This is a genomic window from Streptomyces sp. NBC_00554 (genome assembly GCF_041431135.1).
In the GTDB taxonomy this organism is placed as follows: domain Bacteria; phylum Actinomycetota; class Actinomycetes; order Streptomycetales; family Streptomycetaceae; genus Streptomyces.
In genome coordinates this window covers 5,110,272-5,126,221 of record NZ_CP107799.1, presented here as the reverse complement: position 1 = coordinate 5,126,221, position 15,950 = coordinate 5,110,272, and the positions used below count along the sequence as shown (strand labels likewise).

16 protein-coding genes and 1 riboswitch are annotated in these 15,950 nt (G+C 68.8%); of the genes, 7 read left to right on the top strand and 9 right to left on the bottom strand.

Annotated features, from left to right (window positions below):
• Positions 1-13 precede the first annotated feature (13 nt).
• On the bottom strand, positions 14-1,456 hold the full coding sequence (locus tag OG266_RS22470; protein WP_371548044.1) for a VWA domain-containing protein: 1,443 nt from the start codon (positions 1,454-1,456) through the stop codon (positions 14-16).
• A gap of 108 nt (positions 1,457-1,564) precedes the next feature.
• Complete coding sequence (gene thiC / locus OG266_RS22465; RefSeq protein WP_266458543.1) at positions 1,565-3,367, bottom strand: phosphomethylpyrimidine synthase ThiC; 1,803 nt, start codon at positions 3,365-3,367, stop codon at positions 1,565-1,567.
• Positions 3,360-3,516: riboswitch (TPP riboswitch) on the bottom strand. It overlaps the preceding gene by 8 nt.
• 71 nt (positions 3,517-3,587) lie before the next feature.
• Between thiC and OG266_RS22460 the strand changes: the two genes are divergently transcribed.
• Positions 3,588-5,081 carry a YibE/F family protein gene (locus OG266_RS22460; protein ID WP_371548041.1) on the top strand — a complete coding sequence of 498 codons (1,494 nt, stop codon included), beginning with the start codon at positions 3,588-3,590 and terminating at the stop codon, positions 5,079-5,081.
• Between the two features lie 123 nt (positions 5,082-5,204).
• Here OG266_RS22460 and OG266_RS22455 read toward each other — a convergent pair whose 3' ends face one another.
• The 4 genes from OG266_RS22455 to OG266_RS22440 all read right to left on the bottom strand — a co-directional run bounded on the left by OG266_RS22455 (position 5,205) and on the right by OG266_RS22440 (position 7,703).
• Positions 5,205-5,642, bottom strand: a complete 438-nt coding sequence (locus OG266_RS22455; protein ID WP_266458537.1) for an SsgA family sporulation/cell division regulator — start codon at positions 5,640-5,642, stop codon at positions 5,205-5,207.
• Between the two features lie 99 nt (positions 5,643-5,741).
• The gene (locus OG266_RS22450) at positions 5,742-6,467 is read right to left on the bottom strand and encodes an IclR family transcriptional regulator (RefSeq protein ID WP_371548039.1); all 726 of its coding nucleotides are present in this window, start codon (positions 6,465-6,467) and stop codon (positions 5,742-5,744) included.
• 543 nt (positions 6,468-7,010) lie between these two features.
• Positions 7,011-7,223 (bottom strand): DUF5326 family protein, encoded by a 213-nt coding sequence (locus OG266_RS22445; RefSeq protein WP_266458534.1) that lies wholly within the window; start codon positions 7,221-7,223, stop codon positions 7,011-7,013.
• Between the two features lie 162 nt (positions 7,224-7,385).
• On the bottom strand, positions 7,386-7,703 hold the full coding sequence (locus OG266_RS22440; protein ID WP_266458532.1) for a cupin domain-containing protein: 318 nt from the start codon (positions 7,701-7,703) through the stop codon (positions 7,386-7,388).
• Positions 7,704-7,784: 81 nt separating this feature from the next.
• Here OG266_RS22440 and OG266_RS22435 point away from each other — a divergent pair, with 81 nt between their 5' ends.
• The 5 genes from OG266_RS22435 (at position 7,785) to OG266_RS22415 (ending at position 11,560) form a co-directional block, all read left to right on the top strand.
• Positions 7,785-8,165 (top strand): phage holin family protein, encoded by a 381-nt coding sequence (locus OG266_RS22435; protein ID WP_371548036.1) that lies wholly within the window; start codon positions 7,785-7,787, stop codon positions 8,163-8,165.
• Positions 8,166-8,174: 9 nt separating this feature from the next.
• Positions 8,175-8,666 (top strand): low molecular weight protein-tyrosine-phosphatase, encoded by a 492-nt coding sequence (locus OG266_RS22430; RefSeq protein ID WP_371548034.1) that lies wholly within the window; start codon positions 8,175-8,177, stop codon positions 8,664-8,666.
• Complete coding sequence (locus OG266_RS22425) at positions 8,663-9,808, top strand: cystathionine gamma-lyase (protein ID WP_329546658.1); 1,146 nt, start codon at positions 8,663-8,665, stop codon at positions 9,806-9,808. Before OG266_RS22430 ends, OG266_RS22425 begins: the two co-directional genes overlap by 4 nt.
• A gap of 272 nt (positions 9,809-10,080) precedes the next feature.
• Positions 10,081-10,986, top strand: coding sequence for a LysR family transcriptional regulator (locus OG266_RS22420; RefSeq protein ID WP_266458520.1), 906 nt, complete (start codon positions 10,081-10,083; stop codon positions 10,984-10,986).
• A gap of 91 nt (positions 10,987-11,077) precedes the next feature.
• Positions 11,078-11,560: an NUDIX hydrolase gene (locus OG266_RS22415; RefSeq protein ID WP_329546657.1), complete on the top strand. Its 483-nt coding sequence runs from the start codon at positions 11,078-11,080 to the stop codon at positions 11,558-11,560.
• A gap of 24 nt (positions 11,561-11,584) precedes the next feature.
• Here the strand turns inward: OG266_RS22415 and OG266_RS22410 are convergent, their stop codons facing one another.
• Both OG266_RS22410 and OG266_RS22405 read right to left on the bottom strand, forming a co-directional pair.
• On the bottom strand, positions 11,585-13,264 hold the full coding sequence (locus OG266_RS22410) for a globin domain-containing protein (protein ID WP_371548031.1): 1,680 nt from the start codon (positions 13,262-13,264) through the stop codon (positions 11,585-11,587).
• A gap of 415 nt (positions 13,265-13,679) precedes the next feature.
• A complete protein-coding gene (locus tag OG266_RS22405; RefSeq protein WP_371548029.1) occupies positions 13,680-14,315 on the bottom strand; it encodes an HAD family hydrolase in 636 nt (211 codons plus the stop codon).
• Positions 14,316-14,496: 181 nt separating this feature from the next.
• Between OG266_RS22405 and OG266_RS22400 the strand changes: the two genes are divergently transcribed.
• Entirely contained in the window at positions 14,497-15,363 is an 867-nt protein-coding gene (locus tag OG266_RS22400) for a GNAT family N-acetyltransferase (RefSeq protein WP_266458500.1), read from the top strand.
• An 82-nt stretch (positions 15,364-15,445) separates the two neighbouring features.
• Here OG266_RS22400 and OG266_RS22395 read toward each other — a convergent pair whose 3' ends face one another.
• Positions 15,446-15,868 (bottom strand): heme-binding protein, encoded by a 423-nt coding sequence (locus OG266_RS22395; RefSeq protein ID WP_371548027.1) that lies wholly within the window; start codon positions 15,866-15,868, stop codon positions 15,446-15,448.
• Positions 15,869-15,950: the final 82 nt, after the last annotated feature.

Here is a 15,950-nt window from a genome sequence, read left to right as displayed (position 1 = left end):
GCTCGTACGCGGGTCAGACGATGCCCAGCTGTCGTGCCGCGGTCACCCAGGCCGGGAACTGGGACAGCAGCCGGTCGTACAACTCCGGGTCCGGAAGGCCGGCGATGTCGTCGACGGCGAAGAATCCCACGTTGTCGACGCGCCTGCCCGGCAGCTCGTCGAACCGCTCCAGCACGCCGTAGTTGGACCGGCCCAAGCCCACGAACTGCCAGAAGACCGGCTCCTCCACCGCCTCCCGCAGCTCCTTCTCGATCTCCTTGTTCCGGTAGACACCGCCGTCGGAGAAGAACAGCACCAGGGTGGGATCGGCGGCCGGGTGCTCGCGGACGTACGCACGGACCTCGGCGATCACCCTCTGCTCCTCGTTCTGGATGCCGACCGCCCGCATGTCCACCTGCCCCGGCCGCAGACCCTTGCGTGGCTTCTTGCTCCGCCGGAACAGGGTCAGTTCACCGACCCGGACATGAAGCTCCAGCCACTCCGGCAGTTCCCCCGGGCTCAGATCCGGCAGCCGGGCGGGGTGGGACGCGAACGTCCATGCCTGCATCACCCCGTCGTCGTCCAACTCCGCGGCGACCGCGACCATCCGCTCCACCACGTCTGCGACGACGCCCTTGTAGTACAGCCCTGACATGGATCCGGAGGCGTCGAGGACCAGAATGACGCGCGCCCTGACCCCCGCCGCACCGTGCTTCTTCAGACTGACCGCCACCTGCTCCTTGCGCAGGGAGAGCCGCTTGCGCATGTCCAGGGGCAGCTGCTCCTCGCCCTTGGTGAGGCGAGGGCTGCTCTGCGGAGGGGGTGCGGGGGCTGAGGGCGTTGGCGCAGGCGTGGGCGTGGGAGCGGCCGGCGGCGTAGCCCTTGCAGTGGGAGTCGCAGCGGCCGCCGGGGCGACGGTCGGCGAGGCTACGGCGGCCTCCGGCTCCTCATCCACACTGATCCCGAAGTCGGTGGCCAGGCCCGCGAGTCCGGACGCATACCCCTGTCCGACCGCACGGAACTTCCACCGACCGCCCCGCAGATACAACTCACCACCGATGAACGCCGTCTCCGTCGTGGCCTCCATCTCGAAGTACGCGAGCTCGTCCCGCGTCCCGGCGTCGAGCAGCCTCAGCGTCAGCCCGGACAGCTCACCGAAGGTGCCCCCGTCGGCCGAGGCGCACAGGACGACCCTCTCGATGTCCGGCTCCAGGGCACGCAGGTCGACCTCGACCGTGTCCGTCGTGGCCCCGGCGTCCTGCCGCTTCCCGAGATGACGTACGGCACGGGAGGCGTGCTGCGGCTGGTTGTAGAAGACGAAGTCCCCGTCGTCCCGCACCCGTCCACCCGCACCGAGCAGCAGCGCGGAGGCATCGGCGTCCGGCGCACCGGACCCCCCGGACCAGCCGAGCACCACGTGTACGGCCCCGGCCTCGACAGGAAGATTGGCACCCTTGCTCATGGATGTGGATGTCATGCGCCCAGTCTGCCGAGAGAACCCGGCACCGGAGCCGTCCGATACACATACGCGCACAACTCCGCGCATCGGACGACCCCGGCCACCACACCCCTCGTACGCGCGGCCTCAGTCCGCCAACGGCAGATAGACCCGATTGCCCGCGGCGGCGAACTCCTTGGACTTCTGAGCCATACCCTCCTCGATCTCCGTCTGCGTGCCTCCGTGCTCGCGTCGGATGTCGTGCGAGATCTTCATGGAGCAGAACTTCGGCCCGCACATGGAGCAGAAGTGGGCCGTCTTGGCCGGCTCGGCCGGCAGTGTCTCGTCGTGGAACTCCCGTGCCGTGTCCGGGTCGAGGGCCAGGTTGAACTGGTCCTCCCAGCGGAACTCGAAGCGGGCGTCGGACAACGCGTCGTCCCATACCTGCGCACCTGGGTGCCCCTTGGCGAGGTCGGCTGCGTGGGCGGCGATCTTGTAGGTGATGACGCCGGTCTTGACGTCGTCACGGTTGGGCAGGCCCAGGTGCTCCTTGGGCGTGACGTAGCAGAGCATGGCCGTGCCCCACCAGGCGATCATCGCGGCACCGATGCCGGAGGTGATGTGGTCGTACGCAGGCGCGACGTCCGTCGTCAGCGGGCCGAGCGTATAGAACGGAGCTTCATCACAGATCTCCTGCTGAAGGTCGATGTTCTCCTTGATCTTGTGCATCGGGACATGTCCCGGGCCTTCGATCATGGTCTGAACATTGAAACGCTTCGCGATCGTGTTGAGTTCCCCGAGCGTCCTCAACTCCGCGAACTGCGCCGCGTCGTTGGCGTCCGCGATCGACCCGGGCCGCAGCCCGTCGCCGAGCGAGTAGGTGACGTCGTACGCCGCGAGGATCTCGCAGAGCTCCTCGAAGTTCTCGTAGAGGAAGCTCTCCTGGTGGTGCGCCAGGCACCAGGCCGCCATGATCGAGCCGCCGCGCGAGACGATGCCGGTCTTGCGGTTCGCGGTCAGCGGCACGAACGGCAGGCGCACGCCCGCGTGGACCGTCATGTAGTCCACGCCCTGCTCGGCCTGCTCGATGACCGTGTCCTTGTAGATGTCCCAGGTCAGCTCCTCGGCGCGGCCGTCCACCTTCTCCAACGCCTGGTAGAGCGGAACCGTGCCGATGGGGACGGGGGAGTTGCGCAGCACCCACTCGCGGGTGGTGTGGATGTTACGGCCGGTGGACAGGTCCATGACCGTGTCGGCACCCCACTTCGTAGCCCAGGTCATCTTGTCCACCTCCTCCTCGATCGAGGAGGTCACCGCGGAGTTGCCGATGTTGGCGTTGACCTTCACCAGGAACCGCTTGCCGATGATCATCGGCTCGATCTCCGGGTGGTTGACGTTCACGGGCAGCACCGCGCGACCGGCGGCGATCTCCTCGCGTACGACCTCGGCGTCCACGTTCTCGCGGACCGCCACGAACTCCATCTCGGGCGTGATCTCGCCGCGACGGGCGTACGCGAGCTGCGTCACAGCCAGTCCGGAGCGGCCCCGGCGCGGCTGGCGCGGCCGCCCCGGGAAGACCGCGTCGAGGTTGCGGAGACCTCCGCGCGGTGAGGTGTGCTTGATCCCGTCGTCCTCGGGGCGGAGCGGGCGCCCCGCGTACTCCTCGGTGTCGCCGCGGGCGATGATCCAGTTCTCGCGCAGCGGCGCCAGACCCCGGCGCACATCGGTGTCGACGGTCGGATCGGTGTACGGGCCGGAGGTGTCGTACAGCGTGACGGACTGCCCGTTGGTGAGGTGCACCTGACGGACCGGCACCCGCAGGTCGGGGCGCGAACCCCCGACATACGCCTTGTGCCAGCCGATGGACTGCCCGGCCTCGCCGTTCTGGGACGGTGCGGAAACCCCGTCCGTCTGGCTGGAGGCAGGCGTGCGTGCGTCCTTGTTGGTCATGAGACCTACTCCCTACGCCGGCATTACCCGGTAACAGGTTCGGCGGTCGACGCAGCGGCTTCCGTCTGCCGATGTTTCATGTGAAACATCGCTACGACGAAGGTCAGCGCCCTCTCAGCCCGGTGCTCCGAGCTCCCGCGTGTGCAAAGGTGCCTCCACGCTAGCGTCACATCGGGCGCGCTGAACAGTGGGCCCTGTCCGTTCTTGCGATGATCGGTCGGTGACCACGATGCAGCAGCCCCCGATTCCGCCGTCCGAGCCGCCCCACGGACATGGTCCTGGCGACGGCCACGGACACGGTCCGGGCGGTGGCGGAGGACCCGGCGACGGTCAAAGGCCGGGCGGCGGGCAGGGATCCGGTGGCGGGCACGGACCGGGCGACGGCCACGGACACTCGCACAGTCACAGCCATGGCCCCGCCGCTCCCGTCTCCAAGCATCTGCGCAAGGTCATCGGCGCGGTGCTGATCCCCTTCGCCGCCGCGGTCGTCGTGGGTCTCGTGGTGCTCTGGCCGGGCGGCGCCCCGGGGCACGAGCGCACCGGTGTCGGTTTCGACCGGCAGACCCAGCAGGCGACGGTCACCAAGGTCGACAAGGTGGACTGCGATTCCGTGAACGCCTCGGGGGAGACGCCGACCGGCGACACGTCCACCGCCGAGGGCTCCTCCGCGCAGCAGCAGGCGACGGGCGACTGCAAGAAGGCGACGATCCGGGTCGACACCGGCGACGACAAGGGCCGTACGTTCACCGAGATCGTCCAGCCGGACCAGTCACGCCAGTTGCACGAGGGCCAGAAGGTCGTGGTCGCGTACGAGCCCTCCGCGCCCAAGGACTTGCAGTACTCGGTCACCGATGTGAACCGCAGGATCCCGATGACGGTGCTCGCCGGGATCTTCGCGCTGGTCGTCGTGGTCGTGGGGCGGATGCGCGGCGTCATGGCGCTGATCGCGCTGGCCGTCAGCTTCATGATCCTGACGCTCTTCATCCTGCCCGCGATCCTGCAGGGCTCGAACCCGCTGGTCGTGGCGGTCGTCGGATCCAGTGCCATCATGCTGATCGCGCTCTACATGTGCCATGGGCTGTCGGCGCGGACCTCGGTGGCGGTGATCGGCACGCTGCTCTCGCTGCTGCTGATCGGGCTGCTCGGCTCCGGGTTCATCGACTGGGCGTCACTCACCGGGAACACCGACGACAACACCGGTCTGATCCACGGCCTTTATCCGTCCATCGACATGAGCGGTCTGCTGCTCGCGGGCATCATCATCGGTTCGCTCGGTGTGCTCGACGACGTGACGGTGACGCAGACCTCCGCGGTCTGGGAACTGCACGAGGCGAACCCTTCGATGGGCTGGCGCGGGCTGTACCGCGCGGGCATCCGCATCGGCCGCGACCACATCGCGTCGGTCGTCAACACGCTCGTCCTGGCGTACGCGGGCGCGGCGCTGCCGCTGCTGCTGCTCTTCTCGATCGCGGAGAGCAGCGTGGGCACGGTCGCCAACAGCGAACTGGTCGCCGAGGAGATCGTGCGCACGCTGGTCGGCTCGATCGGCCTGGTCGCCGCGGTACCGGTCACCACCCTGCTGGCCGCCCTGGTGGTCTCGGCCGACCGCCCCGGGGCTCCGGCCGGCCGACCGGAGGCTCCCACCGCCCCTGCTGAGCCGGTGGGGGCCAGGACGCCGGTACGGGGCGGGAAGGGTCGCCGCCGCAAGCACTGAAGTCGCCCGGCCCTCCGGCCACTTGGCTCCGTCCAGTGGCCCGTCCCCTGGTGCCGAGTTCCGGTGGCCGAGACCGTGACCACTTGAGGAAGCGTTACTCCACATGGGGGCATCGAAGGCGCTTCAGCCCGCGCTCTGCTCCTCCGCCAGGATGCGGTCCAGCGCCTCGTCGAGATGTGTGTCGAAGTCCGCGAGGGAACGCTCCTGCCCGAGCGGCACGAGCTTGTCCGTACGGTCGAGGAACGCCACGAGCGGCGCCGCCCCGGACCGGAACAGCGCGTGATCGCCGCCCACTTGAAGCCGGATCAGCACCTCACCGAACGCGTCCGGGTCGGCGGGCGCGATGTGCACATCACCGTCGCCACACGGCCGGCCCACGCCGTCGACCAGCAACTCCCGCCCGAACGCCCAGGTCACGGGCGCGTCACCGGGCAAATGAAAGGTCAGCCGCACGGCATACGGATCACAGGTCTCGTATCGCAGCTCCACCGGAATGCGGAAGGAAAGCTCCTCCGACACGAGGAAGCTCATCATGACCTCTGCCTGCACCGACTCGCGCATCGCCTACCCCGCCGTTTGCCGTCGACTGGCCAGGAATAGTCCCCCTGACACTGCTGAAATCTTGCTCAACGTACACGGCAGATCACAAGGAGTGAGTTTTCAGATACTGATAGAGATGGCGAGTGTCCCTAGCAGCCTGCCGATTTCGCCCTGCAACCGGCGCGCGGCGGGGAGCAGTCGGTCGGCCTGGTGCGACGGTACGGAGATGGCCATGGTCGACGCGGTGGTGCCGGCCGTGATGGGAATCGCGGCGCAGACCGTGCCCAGCGCGTACTCCTGCCGTTCGATCACGGGCTCCATCCGGCCGACGCGCTCCAGGCGCCGCAACAGGCTGTCGCTGTCGCGCACCGTGTACGGGGTGATCGACTGCACTGGATAGCGGTCGAGGTGATCCCTGCGGGCCTTCTCGTCCAGCTGTGACAACAGGCACTGTCCGATCGCGTGGGCGTGCGCGGTCTCACGGAAGTCGGCCCACTCCTCGACCGCGGGATTGCCCGGGCTGTCGGCGACGCACATGATCTCGATCTCGCCGTCGCGGTACGTCGCGTAGTACACCGGTACACCGATCGAATCGCGCCAGTGTGCGAGCGCGTCGCTCATCGTGCTGCGACGTTTCTGCTGGGCCCCGCTGCTGCTCAACCGCTCGGCGGCCTCGCCGAGGAAGAACAGCCCCTTCTCGCGGCGTAGATAGCCCTCGTGGGCCAGAGTGCGCAGCAGGTGGTACGCCGTCGGCAGCGCGAGTCCTGCCTCCCGGGCCAGTTGTTTGGCGGGCGCTCCGTGCTCGCGCGCCGAGACGGCCTCCAGAAGGCGCATCGCCCGCTGCACGGAGCCGATGAGGGTCGTGGGGTGCGGCTCCAGGGGCGCGGCCTCTGCCGGGGGCGTTCGTGACCCCGAGAGCAGGGCGTGTGCGGCCTCGGGCTGGGTCCGCGTCCCCGCTGGCGGAGTGTCTGCCTCGGCGGTCGGGGCCCCTGCGCCGTGCGCCTCTGCCGGCGAAGCCTGTGCCAGGTGTGCCTCTGCGGGCGATGTGCGTGGCTGGGCCGGCGGGACGCGTGACCCAGCGGGAGCGCCGGATCGCTGGACGGGTGCAGCGTGCGAGGTTGCGGGTGCGGTGTCAACCGTGGCCAAGGGGCACTCCCTGAGCGCGAGGGGAACCGCCCGTGCGGGGGGACACGGGAGGGAAGTGTGCGCTGCCCGCGGGGTCGACCCCGCGTCGAGCTTCCGGACTTTAACCGCCCGCCACCGCTCGCAGACGGCCCCGCCGGAAAACTTCCCTCGCCCGAGGGAACCTCGGCTTCCCTTTACGGGTTCACCCGTTACCGATTGCCTACCCGTTACCGATCGCTCGCCCGCTCACGCGTCACTCACGCCTCACCAGTCACTGCGCGACGACGAACTCGTCGTGAACTTCCGCACGACGTAGATCAGTCCGCCGACCAGCGCGACGAAGATCAGCGCCTTGAAGAGCAGACCGATGACGAAGCCGACGACGGTCGCTATCAGGCCGCCGAACACCACGAGGGCGATGACCGGCACCGCGACCCACTTCACCCACCACGGCATCCCGTTGAAGATCTCTCGCATCGCCCTTGTCCTTGCCTCTCCGCCCGTCGCCCCAAGTCCGGGGCACTGATTCCGGGTTCTCTGATGTCTCGCACTCGATGCTAGGGCCGGGAGAGGCCCGGCGGAGGCCTCGCATCCCTTGTTCCCCCCTGACCGTTCCCCTAGGGAACCCTGAGACGGAGGTCAGCTCTCGGGCGGAGAGAACACCACCAGAACCCGCAGGTCCTCGGTGATGTGATGGAACTTGTGGGCGACCCCCGCGGGTACGTAGACGACGCTGCCGCGCGCCACCTGCGTGGTCTCCAGGCCGACCGTGATCGAGGCACGTCCGCTCACGATGAAGTACACCTCGTCCTGCTGGTGCGGCCGCTGCGGGTCCTGATCGCCCGCGTCGAGCGCGTAGAGGCCGACCGACATGTTCCGCTCGCGCAGAAACTGCAGGTAGGCGCCGTCGTTGGCGGCGCGTTCCGCCTCCAGTTCATCCAGCCGGAATGCCTTCATCGTCCTCGTCCGCTCTCGTACGCCGTCTGCTCTGTCCACAGCCGCGCTCGCCAGTCGATCTCTTCTGCCACGATCAGACACATGAAGAATTTCGTAGTCAAGACGATCGCCAACGCGGCGGCCCTCGCCATCGCCGTCTGGGTGCTCGACAAGATCACCCTGACCGGTGACAACACCTGGAAGAAGATCGGCACGCTCCTGCTCGTGGCACTGGTGTTCGGCCTGGTGAACTTCCTGGTCAAGCCCCTCGTGAAGGTGCTGACCTTCCCGCTCTTCATCCTCACGCTCGGCCTGATCACCCTGGTGGTCAACGCCCTGATGCTGCTGCTCACCTCATGGCTGGCCGACAAGCTCGACCTGAGTTTCCACGTCGACGGCTTCTGGACCGCGGTCCTGGGCGGCCTGATCATCTCGATCGTGTCCTGGGCGCTCAACGTCGTCCTGCCCGACGGCAAGGACTGAGTACACCCCATGACCTATCGCGTCTGCTTCGTCTGCACAGGCAACATCTGCCGCTCCCCGATGGCCGAGTCCGTCTTCCGCGCCCGCATAACCGAGGCCGGGCTCGACGGCCTGGTCGAGGTCGACAGCGCGGGCACGGGCGGCTGGCACGAGGGCGACGGCGCCGACCCGCGCACCGTCGCCGTGCTGGAGGCGAACGGCTACGAGGGCGACCATACGGCCCGGCAGTTCCAGGCCTCGTGGTTCGCCCGCCTCGACCTCGTCATCGCCCTCGACTCCGGCCATCTCAAGGCGCTGCGCCAGCTCGCACCCACTCCTCAGGACGCGGAGAAGGTCCGGCTGCTGCGTTCCTACGACCCTGCCGCCGGCTCCGACCTGGACGTTCCCGATCCGTATTACGGACGTATGGACGGCTTCGAGGAGTGTCTTGAGATGGTGGAGGCGGCGAGCCTCGGGCTGCTCGCCGCCGTGCAGGACCGAGTGGAAGGACGGGCGGCATGACGTCAGGGGATTTCGTTACGGGAAGCGGTGACGGCACCCGCGCGGTGCGGGCCGGGCTGCCCGAACCCGTCAAGTACGAGCCGACGCTCCCGGGTCCGGTCTTCGCCGCGCACTTCCATCTGCCGGGGGAGCCCACAGGCCCGTACACCTACGGCCGCGACGAGAACCCGACCTGGACACTCTTGGAACGCGCCATCGGCGAGCTGGAGGCCCCCGGTCAGGACGGCGTCGAGACGCTCGCCTTCCCCTCGGGCATGGCCGCCATCTCGGCAACGCTCTTCTCACAGCTGCGTGCCGGCGACATCGTGGTACTGCCCGACGACGGCTACCAGGTGCTGCCGCTGGTGCGCGAGCAGCTGACCGCGTACGGCATCGAGGTGCGCACCGCCCCGACCGGCGGCGACGCCCAGCTCGACGTACTCGACGGCGCGAAACTGCTGTGGATCGAGACTCCGTCGAACCCGGGTCTCGACGTGTGCGACATACGGCGGCTCGTCGCGGCGGCACACGCGCAGGGCACCCTCGTCGCCGTCGACAACACCCTCGCCACTCCGCTCGGGCAGCGCCCGCTGGAGCTGGGCGCCGACTTCTCCGTGGCCAGCGGCACCAAGATGCTCACCGGGCACGGCGACATCCTCCTGGGATACGTCACCGCGCGCGACGCCGCTCTGATGGCTCCCGTACGGCGCTGGCGAAAGGTGGTCGGCGCGATCCCCGGGCCCATGGAGGCATGGCTCGCGCATCGCTCGCTCGCCACGCTCCAACTGCGCGCCGACCGGCAGACCGCCAACGCCCTGACGATCGCCGAGGCGCTGCGGAACCGGTCCGAGGTGACCGGACTGCGCTATCCAGGACTGCCCGACGACCCCTCGCACAAGATCGCCGCGCAGCAGATGCGGCGCTTCGGGTGCGTGGTGTCCTTCACGCTGCCCACGCGCGCGCGTGCCGATCGTTTTCTCGACGCGCTGCGTCTGGTGGACGACGCGACGAGCTTCGGCGGAGTGCGGTCGACGGCCGAACGGCGCGGGCGGTGGGGCGGCGACGCGGTGCCCGAGGGCTTCATCCGTTTCTCCGCCGGCGCGGAGGATCCCGAGGATCTGGTGGCGGACGTGCTGCGGGCGCTCGACGAGTCCGAGGACTGAGCTTCACCCGTCCGCGGACCGGACTCTTCCTGAGCAGCCGATAAGCAGCCGCCCCGGCCTGTCCGGCCTGCCGGTCTTCGTGCCTCGCTACGTACAACGGACGGTCCGAGCCTCCCCCCTCGTGGCTCGGACCGTCCCGGTTCTGCGCGCGAAGAACCGCGCGAACAAGGCTAGTTGACTCTGTGTCAGTGTCCAATCACAGTAGCGACAGCGACCTATCGACTTATTTATAGTTAGGCCTCTGTCGGGGGTGGTGGGAGGGGAGGGGCACCATGGATCTGGCGCTGCTGCGCACGTTTGTGACCGTGCACCGGGCCGGTTCCTTCACCCGCGCCGCCGCGCTGCTCGGACTCTCGCAGCCGGCCGTCACCTCGCAGATCCGCGCACTGGAGCGGCAGTTGGGGAGGCCCCTCTTCCTGCGTCAGGCCCGCGGCGTGACCCCCACGACCATCGGCGACGAGCTCGCCCACAAGGCCGCACCACATCTCGATGCCCTGGTGGAGATCGCCGAGACCGGGCTCGACGAGGACTCCTCCTTACGCACCCTGCACCTCGCCGGGCCGCCTGAGTTCACCGCCGAACGGGCCCTGCCCGCGCTTACGGAGCTGACGGGCGACGACGGCCAGGGTTTCGCGCTGCGCGCCTCCTTCGGCAACACCGAGGAGACCCTGGAGGGGCTCGCCGCAGGACACCATGATCTGGCCATCACCACAGCCCAACCGCGCGGCGCGCTGCTCACCGCGACTCCGCTCTGCGACGAGGAACACGTCCTGGTCGCCGCCCCCCGCTGGGCCGACCGCATCGGTCCGGGCAAGCTGCGCCGCAAGGGCGCCCACGCGCTGGAGAACTTCCCCGTCGTCGAGGTACACGAGTCCCTGCCGCTCGTCGCCCGCTACTGGGCCTCCGTCTTCGACTGCCGTCCGGCTGCCTCAGGCACCGTCGTCGTGCCCGATCTCCGCGCGGTGCTGGCCTGCGCCGCCTCTGGCGCGGGCGTCACCGTGCTGCCCCGGTATCTGTGCGCCGCAGCCCTGGAACGCGGCGATGTCGTGGCGCTCCTCGATCCGGCGGTGCCCCCGCTGCGTACGTACTTTCTGGTGGTCCGCACCGGCACTCTGGCCATGCCGCACATCGCACGGGCGCATGAGTGGCTCCTTCGCGCCGCGGCCGACTGGTCGTGAGGCCCTTCCTGGCGCCCTTCCTGAGCTCTCTCCTGGCGTCTTCGCGGCTTCACGATGTTTCACGTGGAACCAACCGGGCCACATTCCTCCCATGACCGTCCGACCCGTGGTCAAGCGCACCGCCCGGGCCATCCTGCTCGATGGCGACGACCTGATCCTCATCAAGCGCACCAAGCCCGGCGTCGACCCCTACTGGCTCACACCGGGCGGCGGGGTCGAACCGGAGGACACGACTGTCGTTGACGCGCTCCACCGTGAAGTGCACGAGGAACTCGGCGCCAAGGTCATCGATGTGGTGCCCTGCTTCGTCGACACCGTCGAGCACATCGGCGACGACGGCGGCGCGACCGGCGTGAAGGTGCAGCACTTCTTCGTCTGCCGTCTGGAGTCCATGGATCCCGCGCTGCGGCACGGCCCCGAAATCGACGAGCCCTGCGGTGAGTACGAGATCGTGCGGGTTCCGTTCACCCGGGTCGGCATCGCGTCCGTCCACCTCGTACCGCTGTCCTTGCGGCACTATCTCGACGGGAACATCGAGGGTGTACGGGCGATGCACGCGCCAGATCTGGGCTGACACCCGGCCGATGCGGGCCCGGGGTCAGTCCCCGGCCGCGACGAGCTCCTCCACCGAGTCGTGGCGTATGCGGTCCGACGGGATACCGACGTCCATGAGGGCGTCCACCCCGCTGCGGATCATCCCGGGCGGACCCGAGAGGTAGGCGTCGTACTCGTTCCAGGGCCCGTACTCACGTATGGCATCGGGCAGTTGCAGATGGGCCTGCTGGTCGACGACCGGGCGTACGGCGAGCCACGGGTGACTCTGCTGGAGCCGCAGCATCGTGTCGATGTCGTACAGATCGTGATCGGTGCGGGCGCCGTAGAAGACCTCGACTGGGCGCCGCTCCCCGTGTTCGGCGACATCCTCGACCAGCGCCTTGATGGGCGCTATGCCGGTGCCGCCGCCCACACAGAGCAGTCCGCTGTCGGTGGTGTGGTCGACGGTCATCGAACCGGTCGGCGGGCCGAGGCGGATGGTGTCGCCGGGCCGGGCGCGGTGCACCAGGGCGTTGGACACCCAGCCCGCCGGAACCGCCTTCACATGGAACGACAGCAGCCCGTCGGAGCGGGGCGCCGAGGCGAACGAGTAGTGGCGCCAGATCCTCGGCCACCACGGCGTCTCCAGGCTCGTGTACTGCCCGGCGAGGAAGGGGTACGGCTGGTCGGGCCGGACGGTGATGACCGCGACGTCCGGGGTCCTGAGGTCGTGCGAGACCACTTCGGCGTACCACCAGGCCGGGGCTCGCAGTTCGTCCGTGGCCGCCGCGTCGATCATGACCTGGGAGATCGTCGTGTACGCGCGGACCCAGGCCGCCTCGGTCTCGGGGTCCCAGATCGCCGAGGCGAACCGGCTGAGCGAACCGATCAGGCACTCCCCGACGGCCGGGTAGTGCTCGGGCCGGGTGCCGTACTTGCGGTGTCCACGGCCGAGGTTCTGCAGATACGCGACGAGCACCTCGGTGTTGTCGATGTGCTCGGCGGCCGTCAGCAGCGCCTTGAGCAGCCGGTCCCGCTGGGTGTCCATCGCGGCGGGGAACAGTGACCGGAGTTCGGGGTGACGCACGAAGAGCAGCGCGTAGAAGTACGACGTGACCTTGTCGGCGACGGAGCCGACTTCGGCCATGGTCCGGCGGATCAGTACGGCGTCCGGTGACGCCTCAGGAGTGGGCACGGAACTCTGAGCGGGCACACGCGGCTCCGGCGCGAGGGCGGGCTGCTCCGGGACGGGTTGGGGCCGCGGAGAGCCGTGGTCGGCCTGCGCAGCGCCGTGGTCGGCCCGGGGAGAGCCGTGCCTGGGCTGCAGAGGGCCGGGTTCAGGCTGTGTGGGGGCTGCCTGCGGTCGTACGACTTCGGGCCGTGCAGGGGCCGTGTGCGGTCGTACGGCTTCGGGTTCGGGCTCCTGCTCGCGGTGCGCCGCTGCGACGGGTGGGGCCTCAGGGCGCGGGGCGTGAGCAGTCTGCGAGGGCTCGACGGTCCGTATTCGCTCCCGCGGGGGTGAGCTCTCGCCGGCTCCGGGACCACGCCCGGCACGACTCCCGTCCGTCGCCCTGCTCTCGGTCGGCCGCCCTACCGGCCGCAGCGCGGCCAGACGGCTCCCCTCCGGCTCCTGCTCACCGCCGGCAGGCGTCGGTGCCGGATCCTTGCGCGGCGTGAACCAGCCGCCCCCGCCGTTGTCGCCGGAAGTGCCGTTGTCGGCCGACGTGGTGGTCGGAGCGTCCATGGGTGTGCCTCGCCTCGAACATCTTTCGGTCGGTCTGCGCACCTCCGCGGTCGGAAGATGCCTGCTTTCCCCCGCAGACGGCTAGCTTTCTTTCCCGGTTCAGTCCCCGTCGGTCAATGCGGCCACATTGAACCCGGATTCCCGCTCCGTACGGACAAGTAGGCGAGAATGTGACATTGACCGCAGTGCTCTCACCGCAGAGTCCCATCCCGAGCCAACGCCCGGCCGCATAACGGAAAATGCGGGTCTTCGATCTCTCCGTCCCGTTAGGCTGCATTGGCCTGCGTTCGTGCCGCCACGTGACATGCGTACATCACGGCGGACGCGAACCGGACTCGACCATACCGGCAGCCGCCCCGGGCACAAGTCCCCGCTTCCTTCAGCGCGAATTGACGGGGACAGAGCATCAATTGCCTCAATTACCGACGCGACGGACCAATTCATAGGCATCCCACAGATCCAGACCCACATAGGAGTGGGTGGCCAGCCCCGTCAGATGGAGATCCGCGTTGACCGCCACGGATACCGGTACGGCGCCGAACAGATCCCTGTCCGACAGTGAGTCGCCATAGGCCACACAGTCGGCCCGGCTCACCCCGAATTCTTCACAGAGCCGGTCCGCGATCTGCACTTTGGCCGCAGCACTGAGAATCCCCGCCGGATCCACCGGCTGAGTAAAGGGCACGTCGGGGAAGCGCGAGCCGTACGCCGCATGCGCTCCCCAGGCTGTAAGCCGTTCCACGAAGAAGGAGGGCGACAGCGAGATGACGGCGCAGTAGTCGCCGTCACCCCGGATCTCCGCCCAGACGTCCTCGATGCCGGACAACCACGGCGCGCTCTCGAAGGCCGCGGTCACATGTACGTCCGTGAGCTCCGTCCACAGAGCGTGCACGCGCGCCGCGTACTCGGGAGGGCCTATGCGCCCCGCGGAGATCTCCTGATCGAGCGCCACGGTCTCGGCCTCCAGCCCGAGCTGCCGTGAGATCTCCACCGGTGCGGAACTTCCGTACAGCAGGGTTCCGTCGAGGTCGAAAAGATGAAGTCGCGCCATGTCCGCCGAGGCTAGTCGTACCGCCCTCTCCCCACCGAGGCGAGCGTCTGCGGATCCCCCGCTGTTTCACGTGAAACATCTGTCCATACGCTGTGCGGTTGGGTACGGCATGGCCAAAAGCGCGTACGTCTACCCGCAAACAAGTGGACGTCACGGGTGCGGGTCGGACAGCCTGACCTGCGTGTCGACACCTTCCCTCGCCGCTCTGCCCATCCGTCGTCTGACGCCTCGCGATCTCACCGCCTGCGCCGACTTGTCCGAGGACCGGGGCTGGCCCCGTGAGGAACACAAGTGGCGCCTCCTCCTCACGGCCGGAACGGGATATGGCATCGACGACCCCGACGGCGGTCTTGTCACCGCCTGCGTCGTGACCGACTACGGACCGCGGGAGCGCCCCGATCTGAGCGCAATCGGCATGGTGCTCGTCGCCGAACGGCACGCCCGCCGGGGAGTCGGCCGGCGGCTGATGCGGCATGTCGTCGAGGAAATGGCCACCACTCCACTGACGCTGCACGCGACCCCGTACGGCCGTCCGCTCTACGAGGGGATGGGCTTCAAGACCATCGGCCGGGCCGAGATGGTCCGCGGGCACTTCACGGCCGGCGGGCCGAAGCCCAAGGTCTTCACACGCCCGGCCACGGCCGAGGACCTGAGCGCGATCCTCCGGCTCGACGAGGAGGTCTTCGGATGTGACCGCACTCATGTGATCACTCGGCTGCCCGCCTTCTCCGACCAGCTGCGCGTCGCCGAGGACGGCGACCGGATCAGCGGATACGCGGCCGCCTGGCCCAACATGGACAACCACGTCGTGGGCCCGCTGATCGCCCGTGACACGGAGACGGCGAAGGCGCTCATCGCCTCGCTGGCCGCGCACACCGACCGTCCCCTGCGCACCGACATCGACGTACGGCACGAAGAACTGCTGTCCTGGGTGAAGGAGCAGGGTCTCGCGTCCGCCGGCTTCAACGCGGTGATGGCGTACGGGATCTCGGAGCTGCCCGGGGACTGGACACGACGGTTCGCTCCCCTGACGGTGGCTGCCGGTTAGCGGTCGGCGGCCTGGAAGCCGATAGGGAAAGCGCCGGTCCCCCGGAGATGTCGGGGACCGGCGCTTCTGCGTTGAGGCGCGATCAGGCGAGCGCCTCGACTGCGGCTGCGGCGAAGCCGTGGTCCTGGTCCGGCGCACCGCCGCCGACCCCGATCGCGCCGATCAGGCGGCCGTCGCGGTGGACCGGTACGCCGCCCGCGATGAACAGGAGCGGACGGTCCAGGGCGGTGGGCAGGGTGTGGAAGATGCCGCCGGGCTGGACCAACTCGACGAGGTCCGCGGTGGCGGAGTCCAGATGGAGCGCCGTGTAGGCCTTGCGGGTGCTGGTCTCGCCGGAGATCAGCACGGCCCGGTCGTCGCGGCGGAAGGCCAGCAGGTGACCGCCCGCGTCGAGGACGGTGACGCTGACCCGGACTCCGGCGGCTTCGGCGGCACGGCGGGCCGCGGTGACGAGAATCTCGGCGTCCTCGATGGTCAGCGGGGCGACGGCAGTGGTGGTGCTCATGAGGGTGTTTCTCCTTGTAGCGGGTGCTGAGTCGAACCGGGTGGTTCTGAGTCGAGAGGGCGCGGGGACGGCCCTGGCCCCG

What these genes read in the sequence shown, in the direction of transcription:
- OG266_RS22470 (WP_371548044.1), bottom strand. Translation starts at nt 1,456, where the DNA reads ATGACATCCACATCCATGAGCAAGGGTGCCAATCTTCCTGTCGAGGCC.
- thiC (WP_266458543.1), bottom strand. Translation starts at nt 3,367, where the DNA reads ATGACCAACAAGGACGCACGCACGCCTGCCTCCAGCCAGACGGACGGG.
- OG266_RS22455 (WP_266458537.1), bottom strand. Translation starts at nt 5,642, where the DNA reads ATGCGCGAGTCGGTGCAGGCAGAGGTCATGATGAGCTTCCTCGTGTCG.
- OG266_RS22445 (WP_266458534.1), bottom strand. Translation starts at nt 7,223, where the DNA reads ATGCGAGAGATCTTCAACGGGATGCCGTGGTGGGTGAAGTGGGTCGCG.
- OG266_RS22440 (WP_266458532.1), bottom strand. Translation starts at nt 7,703, where the DNA reads ATGAAGGCATTCCGGCTGGATGAACTGGAGGCGGAACGCGCCGCCAAC.
- OG266_RS22435 (WP_371548036.1), top strand. Translation starts at nt 7,785, where the DNA reads ATGAAGAATTTCGTAGTCAAGACGATCGCCAACGCGGCGGCCCTCGCC.
- OG266_RS22430 (WP_371548034.1), top strand. Translation starts at nt 8,175, where the DNA reads ATGACCTATCGCGTCTGCTTCGTCTGCACAGGCAACATCTGCCGCTCC.
- OG266_RS22425 (WP_329546658.1), top strand. Translation starts at nt 8,663, where the DNA reads ATGACGTCAGGGGATTTCGTTACGGGAAGCGGTGACGGCACCCGCGCG.
- OG266_RS22420 (WP_266458520.1), top strand. Translation starts at nt 10,081, where the DNA reads ATGGATCTGGCGCTGCTGCGCACGTTTGTGACCGTGCACCGGGCCGGT.
- OG266_RS22415 (WP_329546657.1), top strand. Translation starts at nt 11,078, where the DNA reads ATGACCGTCCGACCCGTGGTCAAGCGCACCGCCCGGGCCATCCTGCTC.
- OG266_RS22410 (WP_371548031.1), bottom strand. Translation starts at nt 13,264, where the DNA reads ATGGACGCTCCGACCACCACGTCGGCCGACAACGGCACTTCCGGCGAC.
- OG266_RS22405 (WP_371548029.1), bottom strand. Translation starts at nt 14,315, where the DNA reads ATGGCGCGACTTCATCTTTTCGACCTCGACGGAACCCTGCTGTACGGA.
- OG266_RS22395 (WP_371548027.1), bottom strand. Translation starts at nt 15,868, where the DNA reads ATGAGCACCACCACTGCCGTCGCCCCGCTGACCATCGAGGACGCCGAG.